We start from the raw sequence: 17,479 nt of genomic DNA, 5'->3' as shown, positions 1-17,479 counted from the left end.
CGTTCGGCTTGGGTCAGTTTGATTCGGTGGATTTTGGCAGGCACCTCGCCGAGTGTACAAAACCCGGGAAAAGTACAATTTCAAAAACGCCGGTGTGTGTCATATTAAATTTTATGGACTACTAGGCAGTCCGGCTACCGGGAACTCGAAGCGACCCGCCGAACTGACCCTCTCCTCTCCCCTGCCCGGCGGTCGATGCCCGCCGCCCCCAAGCCGATGCCCGCCGCCCCCAAGCCGATGCCCGCCGCCCCCGAGCCGATGTCCGCCGGCAAGTCGGTCACTTGGCCTGGAACACCTGCCCGTTGACTTGCTCGAGCGTGTCTTGGGCGGTGGCGGGAAGGCTCGTCCGGTTCGCGTCCAGCCAGTCCTGGGCGGTGGCGTCGTCGCGCTTCCGCCATTCGCGGAAATAGCGGGCCAGGGCGGCATCGCGGGCCGGGGCGGAGCTCATGCCGAGGGCCACGTCCATGGCATCGGGCATCGCATTCTGGCTGAGCACGTCGCCGAGGCTCTGACGCGCCCGGTCGGCCAGGGAATCAGGGCCGGCTGCGTCGATCCACTGCCGCATGCCCACCGGATCGGTGCCGGCCCAGGAATACATGGCACCGGTGATGCCATCGCCGCCGACCTCGGGCGGCAGGGTCTCCAGCCACTGGAGGGCGTCGAAGGGGTCGATCGCACCCCAGGTGGTGCCGATGTTCGAGACGACCTGCCGCTGCATGTCGGCATCGACGATCGAGGCGCTCCATTTCACCGCCGCTTCGATGTCGCTGGCGGCCCACACAGTGGCGAGGGTCGAGGCGGCTTCCGTCTTGCCGGGGCCGTCGTCCATTTCCGCCACCCACTGCGCCGCGGCGGCAGGATCGGTGGTCGCCCAGATGTCGGCGATGGTGATGGCAACCGCGGCGTTGTCACCTTCATCGATCGTCTTCGAGAACATTTCGGCGGCCTGCCGCGGATTGTTCTGGGCGACCGTGTTGGCGATCGCGGTCTCGGCGGTGTCCTTGGCCTTGCCGTCCGGCAGGCTGCGGGCCCAGTCGAGCGCGGCCTGCGGGTCGCTCTCCGCCCAAGTGCCGGGCAGGGCGTTGAAAAAGGGCTGCGAGGTGAGCCCGGTGGAGGCCAGCCAGCCGGCGGCCTCCTCCGGATTGCGCCGCGTCCAGCCCATCATCAGGTCGGTCAACGCGCGCTCCTTGAGCGGGCCGGAAAGATGGTTTTCCGCCCACAACCAGGCCTCGCGCGGGTTGTCCTGGCCCCATTTGTTGATGGCGATGCCGATGGCGTCCGACTGCAGCTGCCCGGCCGGCAGGCTGCCCTGGGCGTGGTTGAGCGCGCCCTCGGGATCGGTCTCCGCCCATTTGCCGTAAAGGCCGCGGACGTAATCGGCGCGATCCTTGACCGACGCAATCCCCTCGGAGTCGGACAAGGCGCGGGGCAGGTCCGTTTCCGCGGCGGCGGCTCCCGCTTCGCGGAAATGGCGGGCGCGGTCCATCGCGGACAGCCGGCTGGGATCCCACGCGCGCGCTTCGGGCGAGTCGTCGCTCCGCGCGTTCAGGGCGGGATCACGGAAGACCGGGCTGAGGCCTGCCGCCTCCGCAGGTGAGGCGCTGCCAAGACCGGCGCGGGGCGAAATCCACCAAGTCATGGCCGCACCGAGCACCACGCCGCTCACCAGAAGTGAGGCGTTGGCGAGCGGCGAACCGTTCCTAGGCAACTTCATCGGCCGGAAGGCAAGCTAGGTGCGCCATCCGCCACTCGGCAATCCCTCATGCGTAACCGATCGGTAACGGCTTCGCGTGAATCCGCCTGTTGCAACCGAGATCTCGTTTCAAGAGGGATCGCATGGGTGCCGGCGCGTGCGCGGAAACGCGATTTCCCCTGTCTGGACGGCGGGCGATCGATCGCCCACAGTCGCCCCCCGTCGCCCATGTGCTTGTTGTCCCGGCTCCTTCCCGCCTGCCTTGCGATCTGCCAGGCGGCCGCGATGCCGTGGACCACGACGGTGCTGCAGACCTTCACCAAGCCGGGCGCCAACCCGACCGCGCCGCTCGTGCGGGGTGCGGATGGCGGGCTGTATGGAACCAGCTCTTCGGGAGGCGCGGCGGGTGTGGGGACCTTGTTCCGGGTGGAGTCGGGAAAGGTGCTGACGATTCATCATTTCGGCGCAGCCGGAGGATCCGCGCCGGCCGCGGGAATGGTGGTCGGCGGCGATGGCGCGCTGTATGGCACGACCGATGGCGGCGGCGCGGGCGGCTTCGGCGCGGTGTTCCGGTTCGATCCCGCGACGGGCACGCTGGCGACCTTGTTCAACTTCGCGGGGGGCAACGGCTCGGTGCCGGCGGAGCTGGCGTGGCACGGGGACGGAAACTTCTACGGCGTGACCCGCGCGGGCGGGGCGAACGGTCACGGCACTCTTTTCAAGCTCACGCCGGGCGGCACGCTGACGACGCTCCACAGCTTTACCGGCACCGATGGATCCGATCCCTGCGGGCCGTTGGAATTCGCCGGCGGAAGCTTCTACGGGGTTTGCCGTAGCGGCGGCTCTTCATCGCTGGGAACAGCCTTCCGGATCACGCCGGGCGGCACTTTCACGCCCTTGTTTTCCTTTTCCGGAAACGCGGGCGCCCACCCCGGCGCGAACCCGGCCGCCGGGCTGCGGCTGCACAGCTCCGGGGTGCTGGTCGGCACCACCGAGTATGGAGGAAGCGCCGGCTTCGGCACCGCCTTCAAGCTCACCACCGCGGCCGTCCCGGTGCATGGCGTGCTCCACCACTTTGCCGACCCCACCGGCTCGCAGCCGGCCGGCCGGCTGGTCGAGGGTGCGGATGCGAACCTCTACGGCACCTGCGCAGCCGGTGGCACTGCGGGCTTCGGAGTGTTGTTCCGGCTCACGCCCGGCGGGATCCACACGCCGCTCCACCAGTTCTCGGGAAACGATGGCGCGGTCCCGCGGGCGGGGCTGGTCGAGGATGCGGGCGGGCTTTTCCACGGCACCACCAGCGCGGGAGGTCCGGGCCAGCTGGGGGTCGCGTTCACCCTGTCGAGCGGCGGGGCGTTTGCGGTCGAGGCGGTGTTGTCCCCGGGCTCCGGCTTCCTGCCATCCGGCGCCCCGGTGGCGGACGGCACGGGCCGCTGGCTGTTTCCGCTGGCCCGCGGCGGCGACCTCGGAGGCGGCACCATCGCCGCGATCGATCCGGACACGGGGGAGCTGACCAGCCACGCGCTCGATCCCGCGATCGGCGACACGCCGGATGGCGCGCTGAGCTCGTTGAACGGCGTGTTCTACGGCATCTGCGCCCGTGGCGGGCTCTTCGACCGCGGCAGCGCCTTCGTTTACGATCCACTCAGCGGCCCGGCGGCGCTGGCCGATTTCGACACCGCCGGCGGATCGCTGGCGGAGGGCCCGCTGGTGCCCTTGACCGGGGCGTTGTTCGGGATGGCGCGCGAGGGCGGCAGCTCGGTGCGCGGCACGCTCTACCGGCTGTCCACCACCGGCTCGCGGCTGCGGGTCCTGTCTTTCACCGGCACCACTGGCTCGACACCCGGGCGCGACCCGCGCGGACCGCTGGTGCTGGCGCCGAACCAGTCGCTCTACGGCACGACCGCCCTCGGCGGCTCCTCGAATCTGGGCGTGGTCTTCAAGATCAACGCGCTGGGAGCCTACACCCAGCTCGCCTCATTCACCTCCACCGGGCCGAATTCGCCCGGGGGCGGCCTGGTCCTGGCGGCCGACGGGATGATCTACGGCAGCTGCCGTAGCGGAGGCGATTCCGGAGCCGGCGCGCTGATCCGCATCGATCCCGCCACCGACCAGTGGGAAACGGCAGCCTCCTTCGATCCCGCCAGCTCCGAGGAGCCCCTCGGCCCCTTGCTCGCCAGCGACGAAGGCTTCATTTTCGGTCTCACCGCCGGCGGCGCGGTGTTCCGTTTCCATCCACTTCTCGGCCTGGAAATCGTGGCCGATACCGGAGCCGCCGGCGCGGCCGAAGATGAATCGGCTCTCGCTCACACCGGCGGCCTCGCCCTGCTGCCGGATCGCTCGCTGCTCTGCACGCTGCCCGCCGGCGGACCGGGCGGTGGCGGGCAGGTCGTGAGAATCGTGCCGCCCGCGCCACGCACGGCTTGGAAGCTGGCCCAGCTCGGCGACGCGCAGGCACCGGACACCGGCGACCCCGACGGCGACTCACTGCCCAACCTCGTGGAATACGCGCTCGGCCTCGATCCGGCCGTGCCCGACGCCCTCCCGGCCGCGGCCCTGGTTTCCGGCGCGCTGGAGGTCACCCTGGCGCGCGATCCCGCCCGCACGGATGTGGCGGTTTCCGTGGAGGCGACCAGCGACCTTGAGGGGCCTTGGGAAACGCTCGCCTCCACCTCGAGCGGGCTGCCCTACACCGGGCCGGGCTATGTTTCCGGAGATGCCGCCACGCCAAGCCTCAAGGCGGTGCGGATCCGCGACACCTTGTCCCCTCCCTCCGCCCCCCGCCGTTTCCTGCGCCTGCGGGTCGATCCGTGATCCTTTCCATCCCGTTACGCCATTCATTTTGCCCGTCACCGCCCCTCATCCCTACACCTATCCGTGAGCGCCAAACCTCCGACGCGACACTTTCCCGGCACCATGAAACGCAGGACCTTCACGATCCCAACGGCGGGCCTCCGCTGGATCGTGGCCGCGTGCCTGGCTACCGGATTCTCCGTCGCAAAGGCCTCGGAAGCCAATGACCTGGATGGCGATGGGATCCCGAACATCGTCGATCCGGACATCGATAACGACGGCATTCCGAACGCCCTCGATGACAACATCGATGGCGGCATCGCCAAGACCGGCCCCTTCGCCGGCCAGTACATCGGCGATCACATCAACAACGACAATCCCTCGGAAAAGGACATCGACGACGATGGCCAGGCTGATGACTCGCTTGGCGAAACCGACATCGATGGCGACTCCAAGACCGACGATGACCCGACCGAGACCGACATCGACGGCGACCGCCGGGAGGATGACCTGGCCTCGGAGCTGGACATCGATGGCGACGGCCGCCTCGACAACGCGCTGGGCGAGGACGACATCGACGGCGACTCGCTGGACGACGATGACTTCATGGAAACCGACATCGATGGCGACGCCGCCACCGATGATGTGGATGACGACATTGATGGCGACAACCTCGCCAACAGCGGTGACACCGACGACGACACCGACGGGGATGGCATCCTCAACGCCGATGACGACGACGCCGACGGGGACGGCATTTCCAACCGCGACGACGACGACGACGACAACGACGGCGACCGCGACGAGGACGATGGCGACCACCACGACGAGCCGGATGAAATGAAGGTCGTCGAGATGCTGGCCTCCTCCCCCGCCGCCCCGGCCGGGAGCCGGGTGCGCCTGGAGCTGAAACGGATGGCCACCGGCAAGATCCGGATCGAAGTCGAGGGCGAGGACCTCGCGGCCGGCACCTACGATGTCTTGTTCAACGGCCAGCGGCTCGGCCCGCTCGTGATGCACGGGACAAGCGAAACCGAGGGTGAAACCCGCTTCGAAACGGACGCCGACGACGAGGACGAGTATCTGCTCCCCTTCGATCCCATCGGGCTGCCGGTGGCCATCGCGAGGGACGGCACGATCTACTTCACGGGAGTGGTGCCAAGCCCCCCCGATGCCCCCGGCGACGATGGCTCGGAAAGCGAGGACCACCATCACGAAGGCATCCTGGTTTCCAAGCTGATGGACAAGGCAAGCCATCTGCCCGCCGAAGCGGTGGGTGAAGTTGAAGTCGTTTTCGGTCTCGCGGGCGTCGTGGATTTCGAAGTCGAAGCCGAGCACATGCCGGAAGGCGACTACCAGCTGACCGTGGACGGAACCTTCCGCGGCACCATCCACGTGACCTCCGCCGACGGCACCTCCGCCGGCTACCTCCGGTTCAGCGTGGCTCCGATCCATCCCGGAGACCTTCTCCTCGACTTCCCCGTGGCGGGCGCTCCCGTCACCATCTCCCAGAACGGCGAAGTGCTGTTTTCCGGCCTGTCTCCGGCCACGGAATGACGGGGCCGCAGAGCCACCCCATAACCAAGTTGTTACATACTAACAAATGGTTACCATGAGTCGATTGATCACATCGGGATAGATCGTTATCCCGAAAGCATGCGAACCGCGACCTGGTCGTTCTGCCTCCCCACCCTGATTTTCGCCTTCCACGGCCGGGGAGCCGCCGCGGAGACCGACGTCCGTTACCGCTTCCAGAGCTACCACGAGGAAGACGGCCGCATTGACGTCGAGGCCCAGTATTTCCGCTTCGATCATCTCGCGGACACCGGCTTCAGCATCGGCATCCAATATGCCCACGACGCCCTCGCCGGCGCGACTCCGATCGGGACTTATGACGCGGCCAATCCCAACCTGTGGGACTACCAGCAGATCGACGACGAGCGGGACGCCATCGTCGTCGAGGCCGGGCAGGACTTCGGCGACTGGTCGCTCGCCCTCGAACTCTCGCATAGCAAAGAGAGCGACTACATTTCCGACGGGCTCGCCATGAAAGGCATGGTGGAGCTGTTCGAGAAAAACACCGTTCTCACCGCGGGAGCGTCCGTCAACGGAGACAAGATCCTCAGCAACGGGGGGACCACGATCCGCAACGACCGCGAGAAAGACAGCTTCGACCTTTCGTTCGGGCTGACCCAGATCTTCGACCGACATACGTTTGTGGACGTCAACCTCGGCTATGGCGAGAGCCACGGCTACTTGTCCGACCCCTACCGCCGGATTTCGGAAACGGACACCTTCACCATCGCCGGGATTTCGTTTGTCGATACGATCAGCCATCCCGAGAACCGGCCGTCGCACCAGAGCCGCGGACTTGCGAGGATCGGCGTCACCCGCTACCTTGAACCGCTTCATGCGGCGGTCGAGGGGAGTTACCGGTTCTACGCCACCAGCGACAGCCTGGAGGCGCACACCTTCGAGCTACGGTGGAACCAGGAGATCATCGACCAGGTGACCCTGTCCCCCTTTTTTCGCTACTACCGCCAGACCGCGGCGGAGTTCTACCACCCCTCGCTGACCGGGACGGCGATCGACGGCCATGGCCGGAACAACGGCGTGGGCCCGCACTATTCCTCGGACTACCGGCTGGCGGCGCTCGATTCCCTCTCCTACGGCGTCCAGCTCCGCTACGAGCCGGTGGAGGGACTGTCCTTCGACCTGCAATACGAGATCTATGACATGCACGGTCGCGATCCGCGGGCACCCTCGTCCTTTTTCCCGGACGCCACCGTCGTCTCCGCGGGGGCTTCGTGGCATTTCTAACACGTTCTTTTGATCCGGCTCATGATTGCGGAAAAGCATCTCAACGAAGGCCTGTTCAAGTTGCGCTTCCGCGCCATGGGCAGCCCGTGCCTGGTGCAGTTCCGGGCGGCATCGGTCGAGCAGGCGAAGCAGTTTCGCCGCGAGTGCCTTGGCTGGCTGAAAGCGTTCGAGGAAACGTGGTCCCGATTCCGTCCGGACAGCCTGCTGAGCCGCATCAACCGCCATGCCGGCATCGCGGCCGTCGAGATCACGCCGGAGCAGGACGAGATCTTGGAAGTCTGCCGGCAGACGGTCGAGCTTTCGGGCGGCATCGGGGATCCGACCACCCTGCCCTTGACCCAACTTTGGGACCGTGCGGCCGGAAAGGGCTGCGAGCCCACCGCCGCGGAAATCCGCCGGACGCTCGAACTCGTCGGCTGGCGGCAGGTCGAGCACTCGCCGGGCCGGGTGTTCCTGCCGCGGCCGGGCATGGCCCTGGATTTTGGCGGTTTCGGCAAGGAATACGCCGCCGATCAGGTGAGGGCGATCGCCCTCCGCCTGGGGATCCGCAATGCGCTGATCGACCTGGGTCGCGACATCGCCTCCTGCGGCAGTCCCGCCGGGGCGGACTTCTGGGTCGTGGCCATTGAAAACCCGCACACGCCCGACCGGGGGACCTTCCGCCTGCGGCTGCACGGCCAGGCGGTGGCGGGTTCCGGCGGCAGCCGCCGCTTCCGCACCATCGGTGGCGTGCGCTACTCCCACCACATCGATCCGCGCACCGGCCGGCCGGCCGAGAGCGACGTGGTCGCGGCCTCCTGCGTGGCGCGCGACTGCCTGACGGCCGGCATTTTTTCCAGGAACGCCTGCATCCTCGGATCCCGGGACGGGCTCGAACTCATGCGACAGCAACCCGGAGTCGAGGGGATCATCCAAACCGCCGGCTCCTTTCATCTCACTCCATCATTCCATCATCATGCACTTTCTCTCTAGATGCGTCCTCCTCACCTGCGCCCTCGCCGGGGCGGCCAGCGCCGGCATCGGCATGGGCCAGGCCTTTCCCTCCCCGAAAAGCTGCGGCGTCTCCGGCGAGATCCCGGCCACCTCGGGAAAGGTCGTCCTCTACGACTTCTGGGGCTCCTGGTGCGGACCCTGCAAGAAGGCCATGCCCGCCTACGAAAAGATCTACCAGAAATACCGTAGCAAGGGCCTGGTGGTTGTGGGCGTGGGCGTCGACCGCGAGGCCGAGGCCGCCAACCGGTTCCTCGCCAAGGTGCCGCACAGCTTCCCGGTATGCTTTGATTTCCAGCAGAAGATGGTGGCCAAGGTCGGCCCGCCCGGCATGCCCACCGCCTATCTGGTGGGCCGCAACGGCAAGGTGATCCATATCCTGAGCGGCTTCCATGGCAGGAAGTCCGTCGCCGAGCTGGAAGCCGCCATCGAAGCCGCCCTTTGACCCATGTCGACGCTCCGCCTGCTCCTGCTGCTCGTGCCCTTTTTCGCCACGGCCTGCGCCCGCGTGCAGCCGTGGGAAAGGGACAACCTCGCCCGTGAGGTGATGAGCCCCGGCCGCGATCCGCTCGGGTCGGCGATGTCGGAACACATCTACTTCAGCCGCGAGGCCGCCCATGGAGGCAAGGGCGTCGGCGGCGGAGGATGTGGCTGCAACTGACCCCGATCCCCACATGATTCCATGAAGAAACTCCTCGAAACCAAGGCCGTCCAACGCGGCACCCACACCCTGGCCAGCGGCTTGAGCGTCGTCGCCCAGCGCGCCCCCTTGCTCAAGGAGGCCGGCGTGCTCGCCGAGTCGGTCCCCTCGCTGTTCCGGCTCGCCGCACCCTTGGGCATCCATTTCCTGACGACCCACGCGGTGTCGGGTGCCTCGACCACGGTCAAGCCGGCCACCGGGTTCACGAACCCGGCCGACGCCACGGCGGGTGAGCCTTTCAACTGGATCTTCCGCACCTCCCCGGAGACGGCCGAGGACTACACCATCACCGGGCTGCCCCCCGGCGTGACCTTCACCTTCAATCCACGCGCCGCGGGCGGCTATCAGTACTTGGCCGGGTCTCCGAGCGCTGGCGGCACCTACCAGGTGACCATCATCGGCTGGCGCTACCCCAACCACAGCGGCGGCTCGGAGGCCAAGACCACCTACAATCTGGTGGTCAACGTGGCCACCCCCGCCACGCCCTGGGACAGCTGGCGCGAAGCCCAGGGATGGACCGCGGGCCAACTCGCCGATCCCGCGGTGAGCGGGCCCGACGCCGACCCGGAGCACGACGGCATTCCGAACTCGCTGGAATACGTGCTCGATCTCGACCCGCGCGCGCCGAGCTCGATGCCCGGCAAGGTCGAAGACGATCCGACGTCCCCCGCCACCCACTACGTTTACTCCCTGCCGCTCAATCCCGGCGCGACGGACGCCACCGTGGGATTCGAGGCCAGCAGCGACCTCGGAGGCACCGGGTGGAGCGCGATCGGCCCCTCGGACCCGACCTATCCGGTGACCCGCACCGCCACGGAGATCCGCATCCGGATCCCGAAAAACCTCGGCCAACGCTTCATCCGGTTGGCGGCCTCACTCTGACTCAGAGCAGGCCTTCGGTCAGCTCCAGCACGTGCTCGAAGGGCACCTGCTCGAGCAGGCCGAAGGCGTCATGGCGGGTCAGCCGGGCGCGGCCCGCGGCAGGACTGCTGATGCCGCACAGGAAACGGGCGAGCTGCCGCGGCGACTTCAGCGCGGCATGTCCTTCCCGGCGCAGTGCTTGGATCAGCGCCAGGTCCTCCTGGGAAACTTGCGGGACGGGCGATCGGGGCAGCACTTCCGGCGATTTGCCACGGCACCGGTCGCAGTGACCACAGGGTTCCATGGCTTCGCCGAAATGTCCGGTGACGAAGGCGGTGAGGCACTCCTCCGACTCCGCCAGCGAAACCACCTCCCGCAGCCGTTCCAGGTCGGCCCGCTCCCGGTGCCGGAAGCGCTCGTCCAGGCGGTCGGCCACGTCACGGACGCGGACTTCCGTCTGCAGCAGCCGGTAGCCCTGCCGCACGCCGGACTTTTTCAGGGCGAGATCCCCCGCCTCCTCGAGGAACACGAGGGCCGCCACGATGCGCTCCCGGCTCTCGCCGGTCTCCATCGCCACCCGGTCGATGTCGAAGTTCAACCAGCTCCTCCCTTCCCTGGCTGCGGCGAAGATTTTCCGCAGGAATGACTTACGGCGGGCATCGTAGCCGGCGAGAACCCTTTCGAAGTCGCGCAACAGCTTCACCGCATAGGTCGCGTAAAACGGCTTGGTGGCTTCGATGATGCCCTCGAGCTCGAGATAGGTCATCAAGGTCGTGACCACCAGCGGACGGATGTCGTTCACGGTCGAGAGTTCGTAAACCGACACGTCGAAATCCCCGCCGAGCCGCAGCACGTGATCGACGAGGTGGCGCACCGCCTCGGGGGTGGGCGTGTCGCCGAAAATGAAGTTCTCGAGCGTCACGAGGTCGTCGCCGCAGGCCAGCATCTCGCAGATGGAGGTCTCGCCATCACGGCCCGCGCGGCCGGTTTCCTGGGAGTAGTTTTCCAGCGACTTTGGCAGGTTGTAGTGGAAGACGGCGCGGATGTCGGCCTTGTCGATGCCCATGCCGAAAGCGATGGTGGCAACGATCACGCGCAGCTCGCCGCGCATGAACTTCTCCTGGGCTTCCTCGCGGAACTCCGGCGGCAGGCCGGCATGATAGGCCTGCGCGGCCTCGCCATGGCGCTTGAGATGGGTGGCCACGTCCTCCGCCGTGTGCTGGAGCGTCACGTAGACGACCACCGGCCCTTCCGTGGCGCGGACCTTTTCCAGAAGCAGCGACTTGCGTTTCCCCGCCGGCACCGGGCTGACCCGGAGGTCGAGGTTTCTCCGGTGGAACGAAAGCTGCACGTGGTCGGCCGCCGCGATGCCGAACCCGCGCCGGATGTCAGCGGAGACGGACGGCGTGGCGGTCGCTGTGAGGCACAGCACGCGCGGCACCTTCAGGTCGCGGCACAGCTTGGCCAGCTTCAGGTAGTCGGGCCGGAAGTTGTGGCCCCATTCGGAAATGCAGTGGGCCTCATCGATGGCGACCATGCCGAGCTTCATCCGCTTCAGGCGCTGGCGGAAGCCTTCGTTGGCCAGCCTTTCCGGGGCCACGTAGAGCAGCTTCACCGTGCCCTCGCGCAGGCCGTCCATCACCTGGCCGTACTCCTCCTGGCTCAGCGATGAGTCGAGCCGCGCGGCCCCGACGCCTCTGGCCCGCAGGGCATCCACCTGGTCCTTCATCAGCGCGATCAGGGGGGAAACAACCAGCGTCACGCCCTCGATCATCAGGGCCGGCAGCTGATAGCACAGCGACTTGCCGCCGCCGGTGGGAAAGACGGCAAGCATCGACCGGCCGTCGAGCAGGCCCTCGACCACTTCGCGCTGGCCGCCGCGGAATCCCGCGTGGCCGAATGTTTCCTTCAACAAGCGGTCCGGCATGCCCGCAGCGTGAAACGAATGCCGCCGCGGCATCAAGCTACGGTGCCGGTCATTCCTGCTCCTCGTCGAAGCTCACCAGGACGGTTTTTTCCGGCAGGTCGAAACACGGCGCCATCACCCCGCGGACCGGCGCCACCTGCTGCTGGTAGCTGGCGGAAATCAAGGTGCCACCCTGCGGGCCCGGGACCTGGCGGGGAGTTCGCAGCATCACCTTGGTGCCCATCATCAGCGATCCCGCGCAGGCCACCATGCAGGCGACGGTGACGCCCTCGCCCCACAGCCAGTGGACCACGTGCGAAGGGCTGAAGCGGCCGACCGCCAGGATGAGCAGGGTCACCACCCCGGCGAAGGATACGGCGATGATCGGCAGGATCGACTCGGCCTCGAAGGTCAGGTTCAGCAGCCGCAGCGCGGCCGCCGCGAATCCGCTGGAGCCGACGAACAGCAGCGCCAGCCACAAGAAGGGGATTTTCGGCCGCGGGAGGTTGCCGCGGCCGACGCGGCTCATGCCATCCAGCAGCTCCCGCACGGTGCGCACGCCGAGGCACTGGTTGAGCCGGCGGAACTCGGTCTTGCGCAGCCGGTCGAGCTCCCGCTCGCGGCGCTCCATCAGCTGGACGATGCGCAACCTCGAATAGGTCGCCAGCGCCTCGTCCTTGCGGTTCTTCACGGCCGTCAGGGCACGGGCCCAGGTCGCCGGGTCGAAGTTCTGGGAAAGCACCTCCTGGCCCACCCGGCGCACGATATCCTCGGGGACTTCCGGGCATTCCAGCCGGATCGAGTCGAGTTCATGGTCATGCAGATTCATGGCAAGCTCGGGTGGGTGTCAATGAGAGGTGCGCCGGCGCAGCATCAGCAGCACCCCGAGGGAGGAGGCGAAAAGCAGCACGGCGGAGGATTCGGGCACCGCGGCGGCTGCTCCGAGATGGCCGCTCAGCTGTTCCTCCATGGTCAGCGTGAAGCGCGAAGACAGGTCCGTCGAAACCACCGACCCGCTGATCAGACCGACCGTCCCGCCCACGATACTATCCCTGTAGTAGGACTCGATCGCGTCGGCCTTTTTCCCGAGAACCACCGCGCTGATCAGGTCGATTCCGGAGGCGAGGGCCTGCTGCGAGGCTGCCTCATCCGCCTTGGTGGAGCCGTTGGGACGGCTGACGGCGCCGACCTGAACCATCTGCACGGGCGACTCGAAGCCATTGCCGGCGGCGCCCGTTTCGGTCCCAAACGAAGGGATGCCGGCACCCATGGCGTCGGCGAAGGTGTAGTTTCCGTTCGAAGGGCGGGCCAGGGAGGTCAGCTGGCCGGCGAACATCTGCGCCTCGGCCTCGTTGCTGATGGACATCCACGGGATGCCCAGGGATTGGGACGGGCTGCCTCCGAAGAACATCAGCGAGATGGCGATGCGTCCGGCGGCGCCGGAAGCAATCGCATCGATCACCGAGCTACTGGTGAAGGCACTGGCATACCCCGACATGAGGGTGTCGAAGTCGTTTTTCTTCAGTCCGTCCTTGGAGACATCGACCAGGAGGAGCAGTTCGGAATCTACGCTTTCGGCTTGGGACCTGGAGGGGAGCCCGAACAATGCAGCAGCAAGCAGGGGGGCTGCAAAGAGTCGGCAAGGGCGTGCGCACCTTGAGCGCCAATTCAGACCATTGGCGGGGTTCATGGGGAGTTGGGGTAGGGGTGTGTGTGGAGGTGCTGGGGGCACCGGGGGCGGCGTCGCAAAGCCTGCCTGGGGGACATCGAGCTTCGTGACGAAACGGATAAAAATTTAGAATTGCAAAGCATTCAAGATAAATTTAATAAATTTTCCATGATCGATCCACGACGTTCCCAGCAGAGCTTCATGAGCACCCGTGTGGCGCTCGCCTTCGGCGTCCTGCTTTCCGGGGCTTTCGGCCTCGCAGCCGCGGTCTACATCAAGCCCGCCGCACCGACGCTGCGGACGGTGGCGGTGCCCGCGGCGGGCAGCCGGGCTCCGCAGGAGTTTGAAAAAAATCGCCCGACCTTGGTTTCGACCCGAGCTGACGAGGTGGCCCGCCAGGTGGCCCCGGCCGATGGCTTGATCCGCTTCTGTTCGAGCCACGTCACGGAGACCCGCAGCTTCGTGATTTTCCGCCACGGCACCTGCGTGGTGCTGCAGGAGCCCGTGACCGATCCCATCGCCGAGGCCGAGCGCATCCTGAGGGCGAACAATGATCCGGAGGCGCGATTCCTTCCCGAACTGACCAGCGAGGGCAACCTCATTGTCGGCTTCAAGGAGCCGCTCTTCCACACCTTCACGGCGGCGGAGCGGGAGGCGATGCTCGATGAGCTGACCAAGATCACTCCCGCCCTTCTGACTCCGAGCGAACGGGTCAGTGCCGCGGATGACTGGGTGCCGCCGACGCATGCCCGCTTCGGGCTGCTGGCGCGCCGCCGGATGCTCGAGGATGCGGCCAAACCGATCCCGGTGAAAGTAATCCGGGCCTCCCGCGCAGTCGCGGCGAACGACTGAGCCGCACAGCAAACGGCAGGCTGGCCTGCCGCCGGAATGCATCCCTCATCCCCACCGTGCCGGCATGCAGCTCGGCAGCTCGCCCGCTTTTCCCGCGCGCCTCCATCCTGACCGGAAACGGGGTTTCCCCTTCCGAAGTCCGGAACTCGCCGACCTTCTACCGGCTCACCGTTTCCCGCTGACTTTTCACCACCGGAAGAAGAGCGGCGGGACCACGATCCGGACACGTCCGGTGCCATCGTTGTTTTCGCTTTTTTCGATGGCCGTCACGATCTCGTTCTCGAACTCGATGTTGGTGCGGCCTTTTTCCTCGCGCGTGATGTGGGAGAGCTGGCGGAAGACGTTTCCGGAGTAGGGATCGCGGGAGTAGGTGTAGTGCTTCACCTCCTCATAATCGATGAATTCCCAGGTGCCCGAGCGTCCCTCGGCGGTCTGGCGGACGGTGGTCTTGGTCGGCTCGCCGAGGGCCTTGGATACCTCGTCCATGGTCATGCCGATGGCCGGGCGCTTCTCGGCGATGAGCTTGGCGACCTCCAGCTGGCGCTCGTAGAACTGGGCGAGGTGTTTTTCGAAATCCGGATCCTTCTTCGAGGCGAAGGCACCGCTGCCGACCCAGCCGACCGTCTTGTTGCCGCCGGTCTGCGCGCTCACCCGGTAGGCGCGTCCGGTGATGGCCTGGATTTCCACCTGCTGGTCGGGCAGCACGGTGCCGAGGCGGCGCTGGCCATCCTTGTCGCTGAAAATGGGGGCCGACTTGACGATCCAAAGCTTGAGCGGCTGGTCGAGATGCTCGGCGAGGTAGACGACGTCCGGATCGGAATCCAACAGCGAGCGCTTCGCCTGCGCGGGCAGGGTGGCGGACGCCAGCAGCAGGGTCAGGATGAGGACAAGGCGGCGTTTCATGGCGACAAGATAGCACTTCTCCCGGCCGGGAGGGAGCGTTTCGGCGTGGGACGCACCGGAGGCGCGGTTCATTCAATCCAAACTGCCGCCGCCCCCATCACCGCACCGGCGCCTGCGGTCCCCCGAGGTGGCGCTGGAAGAAATCGACCCGCCGCCGTTGGCCATAGCGGGTTTCACCGGAGCCGTGGTTCCGGCCGGTCATGGGCAGAAAATCGAAGTCCTTGTCAGCCGCGATCAGCGCGTCGATGACTTGATAGGTCGAGGACGGGTCGACGTTGGTGTCCAGCTCGCCGACGGTGAGCATCAGCGCGCCCTGCAGGTTGGCAGCGTGGGTCACGTTCGAGTTTTCCGCATATTCCGGACCGACCGGCCAGTCCATCCACTGCTCGTTCCACCAGATCTTGTCCATCCGGTTGTCGTGGCAGCCGCAGTCGGCCACCGCGGCGCGATAGAAGTCGCCATGGAAAAGCAGCGCTCCGAGCGCGCTCTGGCCGCCGGCCGAGCCGCCGAAGATTCCAACCCTCGCCAGGTCCATGGCCGGCTCCTTTTCCGCCGCCGCCCTGATCCAGGCGATGCGGTCGGGAAACCCCGCGTCCTTGAGGTTCTTGTAGCAGAAATGATGGAACTCGCGGCAACGGTTGGCGGTGCCCCGGCCGTCGATCTTGACCAGGATGAAGCCGTGCACCGCGACCTCGTGCATCGGCGCGATCCATGGCTGCCAGGCCTTCGGCACGAAGGAGTCCTGAGGCCCGGCGTAGATGTTCTCGACCACCGGATACTTCTTCGCCGGATCGAAATCCGGCGGCCGGAGAATGATCCCCCAGATGTCGAACTTTCCCTCCCGATCCTTCGCCACGAAGGGCTCGGGCAGCGGCCAGCCGGTGGCGCGCAGCTTCGAGTCATCCGCCTCCGCCAGCACCGCCACCCTTGCGCCGTCCGACCACCGGTGCAGCTCGGTCACCGGCGCGTGGTCCACCCGCGACCAACGGCAGGTGTAGTAGCTCCCTCCCGGCGAACGCTCGAAGCGATCGTGCGTGCCGTTCGACGAAGTCAGCGCCACCATTTCCCCGGTATCGATCGAGACCCGGGCGAAGTGGATGAAATACGGATCCTGGTCCGGCTCGCGGCCCGACACCTTCAGCAGCACCTCGCGCTTTTCCTCATCCACCTCGACCACCTCGCGGACGATCCACCCGCCGTCCGTGAGCTTCCGTTTCACCGATCCATCCCGACCGTCGAGAAGATAGAGGTGCTTCCAGCCATCCCGCTCGGACATCCACAGGATCTCCCGGCCGTCGTCCAGGTCGTGGCGGAAGGAATTGCCGTAGACGAACACGAAAGTCCCGCTCTCCTCGCCGACCAGGACGCGCTGGCGGCCCGCCTCGCTATCGACCTCGATGACGCGATGCTTGCCGAAGCCGCGCTGGATGAATTCATAGGTCAACCGCCGCGAGTCCTGCCGCCAGGCCAGCGCGCGGCACTCGAAAGGATTCTCGATCAGCGAAAAGTCCGGCGCCACCGGCTCGCGGCCGTCCGTGAAGAACACCCACGGTGCCCGCGTGTCGATCTCGTCGCCCGGCTTCGGATAGTCCTGCGTGAAATGCTTCGGCTGGAGCTGCCCGTCCGGCGCGGAGTCGATGTAATGAACCTGCCGCTCGGGGACGTCGTGCGTTTTCCAGATCGCGAAGCGCGATCCATCCGGCGCCCACAGCGGCGGATCGCGGAAGACGCCCTGATTGTCGTCCGCCGCCAGCAGCCGGTCCTCTTTCGCCCCGCGCTCGCCGAGCATCAGGTCGCCATCCTTCACGCGGACCTCGAACCGGCCGTCAGGCGACCGCCACGATCCCCGGGGACGCCCCTCCCTGCACTCGTGCCGCCCCGGCCGCGCGGAAGGCCGGGGCCGCCCCGGCGCCGGCTCGCTCCAACCCCCATCCTCCCAGCGGCGGTCCCCCTCCCCGGTTTCCAGCACCAGCTGGCCGCCTTGCTCCAGGCGGAATCCGCTCCAGCCTGTCCCGGGATCGACCGTCCGCTTGATCTCTCCGGTTTCCGACTCCCTGACCACCAGTCGCCTGCCCTCGGGCAAGGTCTGCTCGTGGACCAGCAACCGGTCGTCCGGGGAAAAGGCCACCCGCACGGTGGTGTCCGGCACCTCGGTCTGGGAAACGCCATACCATTGCCCCGTCAGCTTCTCGAAATCCTCCAATCCACCCTGCTTGGCCCCGGCCATGGACGCGGCCAGTATCAGACATCCCACCACCCCGATCGGGAAACGTTTCATGCCGCCCCAAAACG

14 protein-coding genes are annotated in these 17,479 nt (G+C 66.8%); 8 read left to right on the top strand and 6 right to left on the bottom strand.

Annotated features, from left to right (window positions below; all coding sequences use genetic code 11):
- Nucleotides 1-277: 277 nt before the first annotated feature.
- Nucleotides 278-1,714: a hypothetical protein gene (locus tag ABXH26_RS18955; protein ID WP_353568679.1), complete on the bottom strand. Its 1,437-nt coding sequence runs from the start codon at nucleotides 1,712-1,714 to the stop codon at nucleotides 278-280.
- 216 nt (nucleotides 1,715-1,930) lie between these two features.
- On the opposite strand from ABXH26_RS18955, the gene ABXH26_RS18950 reads away from it, so the two are divergent.
- The 7 genes from ABXH26_RS18950 to ABXH26_RS18920 all read left to right on the top strand — a co-directional run bounded on the left by ABXH26_RS18950 (nucleotide 1,931) and on the right by ABXH26_RS18920 (nucleotide 9,878).
- A complete protein-coding gene (locus ABXH26_RS18950) occupies nucleotides 1,931-4,507 on the top strand; it encodes a choice-of-anchor tandem repeat GloVer-containing protein (RefSeq protein ID WP_353568678.1) in 2,577 nt (858 codons plus the stop codon).
- 102 nt (nucleotides 4,508-4,609) lie between these two features.
- Nucleotides 4,610-6,043 (top strand): hypothetical protein, encoded by a 1,434-nt coding sequence (locus ABXH26_RS18945; protein WP_353568677.1) that lies wholly within the window; start codon nucleotides 4,610-4,612, stop codon nucleotides 6,041-6,043.
- A 99-nt stretch (nucleotides 6,044-6,142) separates the two neighbouring features.
- Entirely contained in the window at nucleotides 6,143-7,306 is a 1,164-nt protein-coding gene (locus ABXH26_RS18940; RefSeq protein WP_353568676.1) for a DUF3570 domain-containing protein, read from the top strand.
- A 21-nt stretch (nucleotides 7,307-7,327) separates the two neighbouring features.
- Complete coding sequence (locus ABXH26_RS18935) at nucleotides 7,328-8,278, top strand: FAD:protein FMN transferase (protein WP_353568675.1); 951 nt, start codon at nucleotides 7,328-7,330, stop codon at nucleotides 8,276-8,278.
- Nucleotides 8,262-8,741 carry a TlpA disulfide reductase family protein gene (locus ABXH26_RS18930; protein WP_353568674.1) on the top strand — a complete coding sequence of 160 codons (480 nt, stop codon included), beginning with the start codon at nucleotides 8,262-8,264 and terminating at the stop codon, nucleotides 8,739-8,741. The genes ABXH26_RS18935 and ABXH26_RS18930 overlap by 17 nt, the downstream gene beginning before the upstream one ends.
- A 3-nt stretch (nucleotides 8,742-8,744) precedes the next feature.
- Nucleotides 8,745-8,957, top strand: a complete 213-nt coding sequence (locus tag ABXH26_RS18925; RefSeq protein WP_353568673.1) for a DUF4266 domain-containing protein — start codon at nucleotides 8,745-8,747, stop codon at nucleotides 8,955-8,957.
- Between the two features lie 21 nt (nucleotides 8,958-8,978).
- Complete coding sequence (locus ABXH26_RS18920; RefSeq protein ID WP_353568672.1) at nucleotides 8,979-9,878, top strand: hypothetical protein; 900 nt, start codon at nucleotides 8,979-8,981, stop codon at nucleotides 9,876-9,878.
- A 1-nt stretch (nucleotide 9,879) separates the two neighbouring features.
- On the opposite strand, the gene ABXH26_RS18915 is transcribed toward ABXH26_RS18920, so the two are convergent.
- Genes ABXH26_RS18915 through ABXH26_RS18905 form a run of 3 tightly spaced genes read right to left on the bottom strand, consistent with a single transcriptional unit; the run spans nucleotide 9,880 to nucleotide 13,369 of the window.
- Nucleotides 9,880-11,784, bottom strand: coding sequence for a RecQ family ATP-dependent DNA helicase (locus ABXH26_RS18915; protein ID WP_353568671.1), 1,905 nt, complete (start codon nucleotides 11,782-11,784; stop codon nucleotides 9,880-9,882).
- A gap of 49 nt (nucleotides 11,785-11,833) precedes the next feature.
- A complete protein-coding gene (locus tag ABXH26_RS18910; protein ID WP_353568670.1) occupies nucleotides 11,834-12,592 on the bottom strand; it encodes a hypothetical protein in 759 nt (252 codons plus the stop codon).
- Between the two features lie 18 nt (nucleotides 12,593-12,610).
- Entirely contained in the window at nucleotides 12,611-13,369 is a 759-nt protein-coding gene (locus ABXH26_RS18905) for a DUF1194 domain-containing protein (RefSeq protein WP_353568669.1), read from the bottom strand.
- 264 nt (nucleotides 13,370-13,633) lie between these two features.
- Here ABXH26_RS18905 and ABXH26_RS18900 point away from each other — a divergent pair, with 264 nt between their 5' ends.
- The gene (locus ABXH26_RS18900) at nucleotides 13,634-14,284 is read left to right on the top strand and encodes a hypothetical protein (RefSeq protein WP_353568668.1); all 651 of its coding nucleotides are present in this window, start codon (nucleotides 13,634-13,636) and stop codon (nucleotides 14,282-14,284) included.
- Nucleotides 14,285-14,470: 186 nt separating this feature from the next.
- On the opposite strand, the gene ABXH26_RS18895 is transcribed toward ABXH26_RS18900, so the two are convergent.
- On the bottom strand, nucleotides 14,471-15,187 hold the full coding sequence (locus ABXH26_RS18895; protein ID WP_353568667.1) for a hypothetical protein: 717 nt from the start codon (nucleotides 15,185-15,187) through the stop codon (nucleotides 14,471-14,473).
- Between the two features lie 97 nt (nucleotides 15,188-15,284).
- Nucleotides 15,285-17,465, bottom strand: a complete 2,181-nt coding sequence (locus ABXH26_RS18890) for a S9 family peptidase (RefSeq protein ID WP_353568666.1) — start codon at nucleotides 17,463-17,465, stop codon at nucleotides 15,285-15,287.
- Nucleotides 17,466-17,479: the final 14 nt, after the last annotated feature.

It is taken from the genome of Haloferula sargassicola (genome assembly GCF_040362925.1).
GTDB classification, from domain to species: Bacteria; Verrucomicrobiota; Verrucomicrobiia; order Verrucomicrobiales; family Akkermansiaceae; genus Haloferula; species Haloferula sargassicola.
Note: the sequence above shows the minus strand (reverse complement) of the source record. Positions and strands in the feature narration are given on the sequence as shown.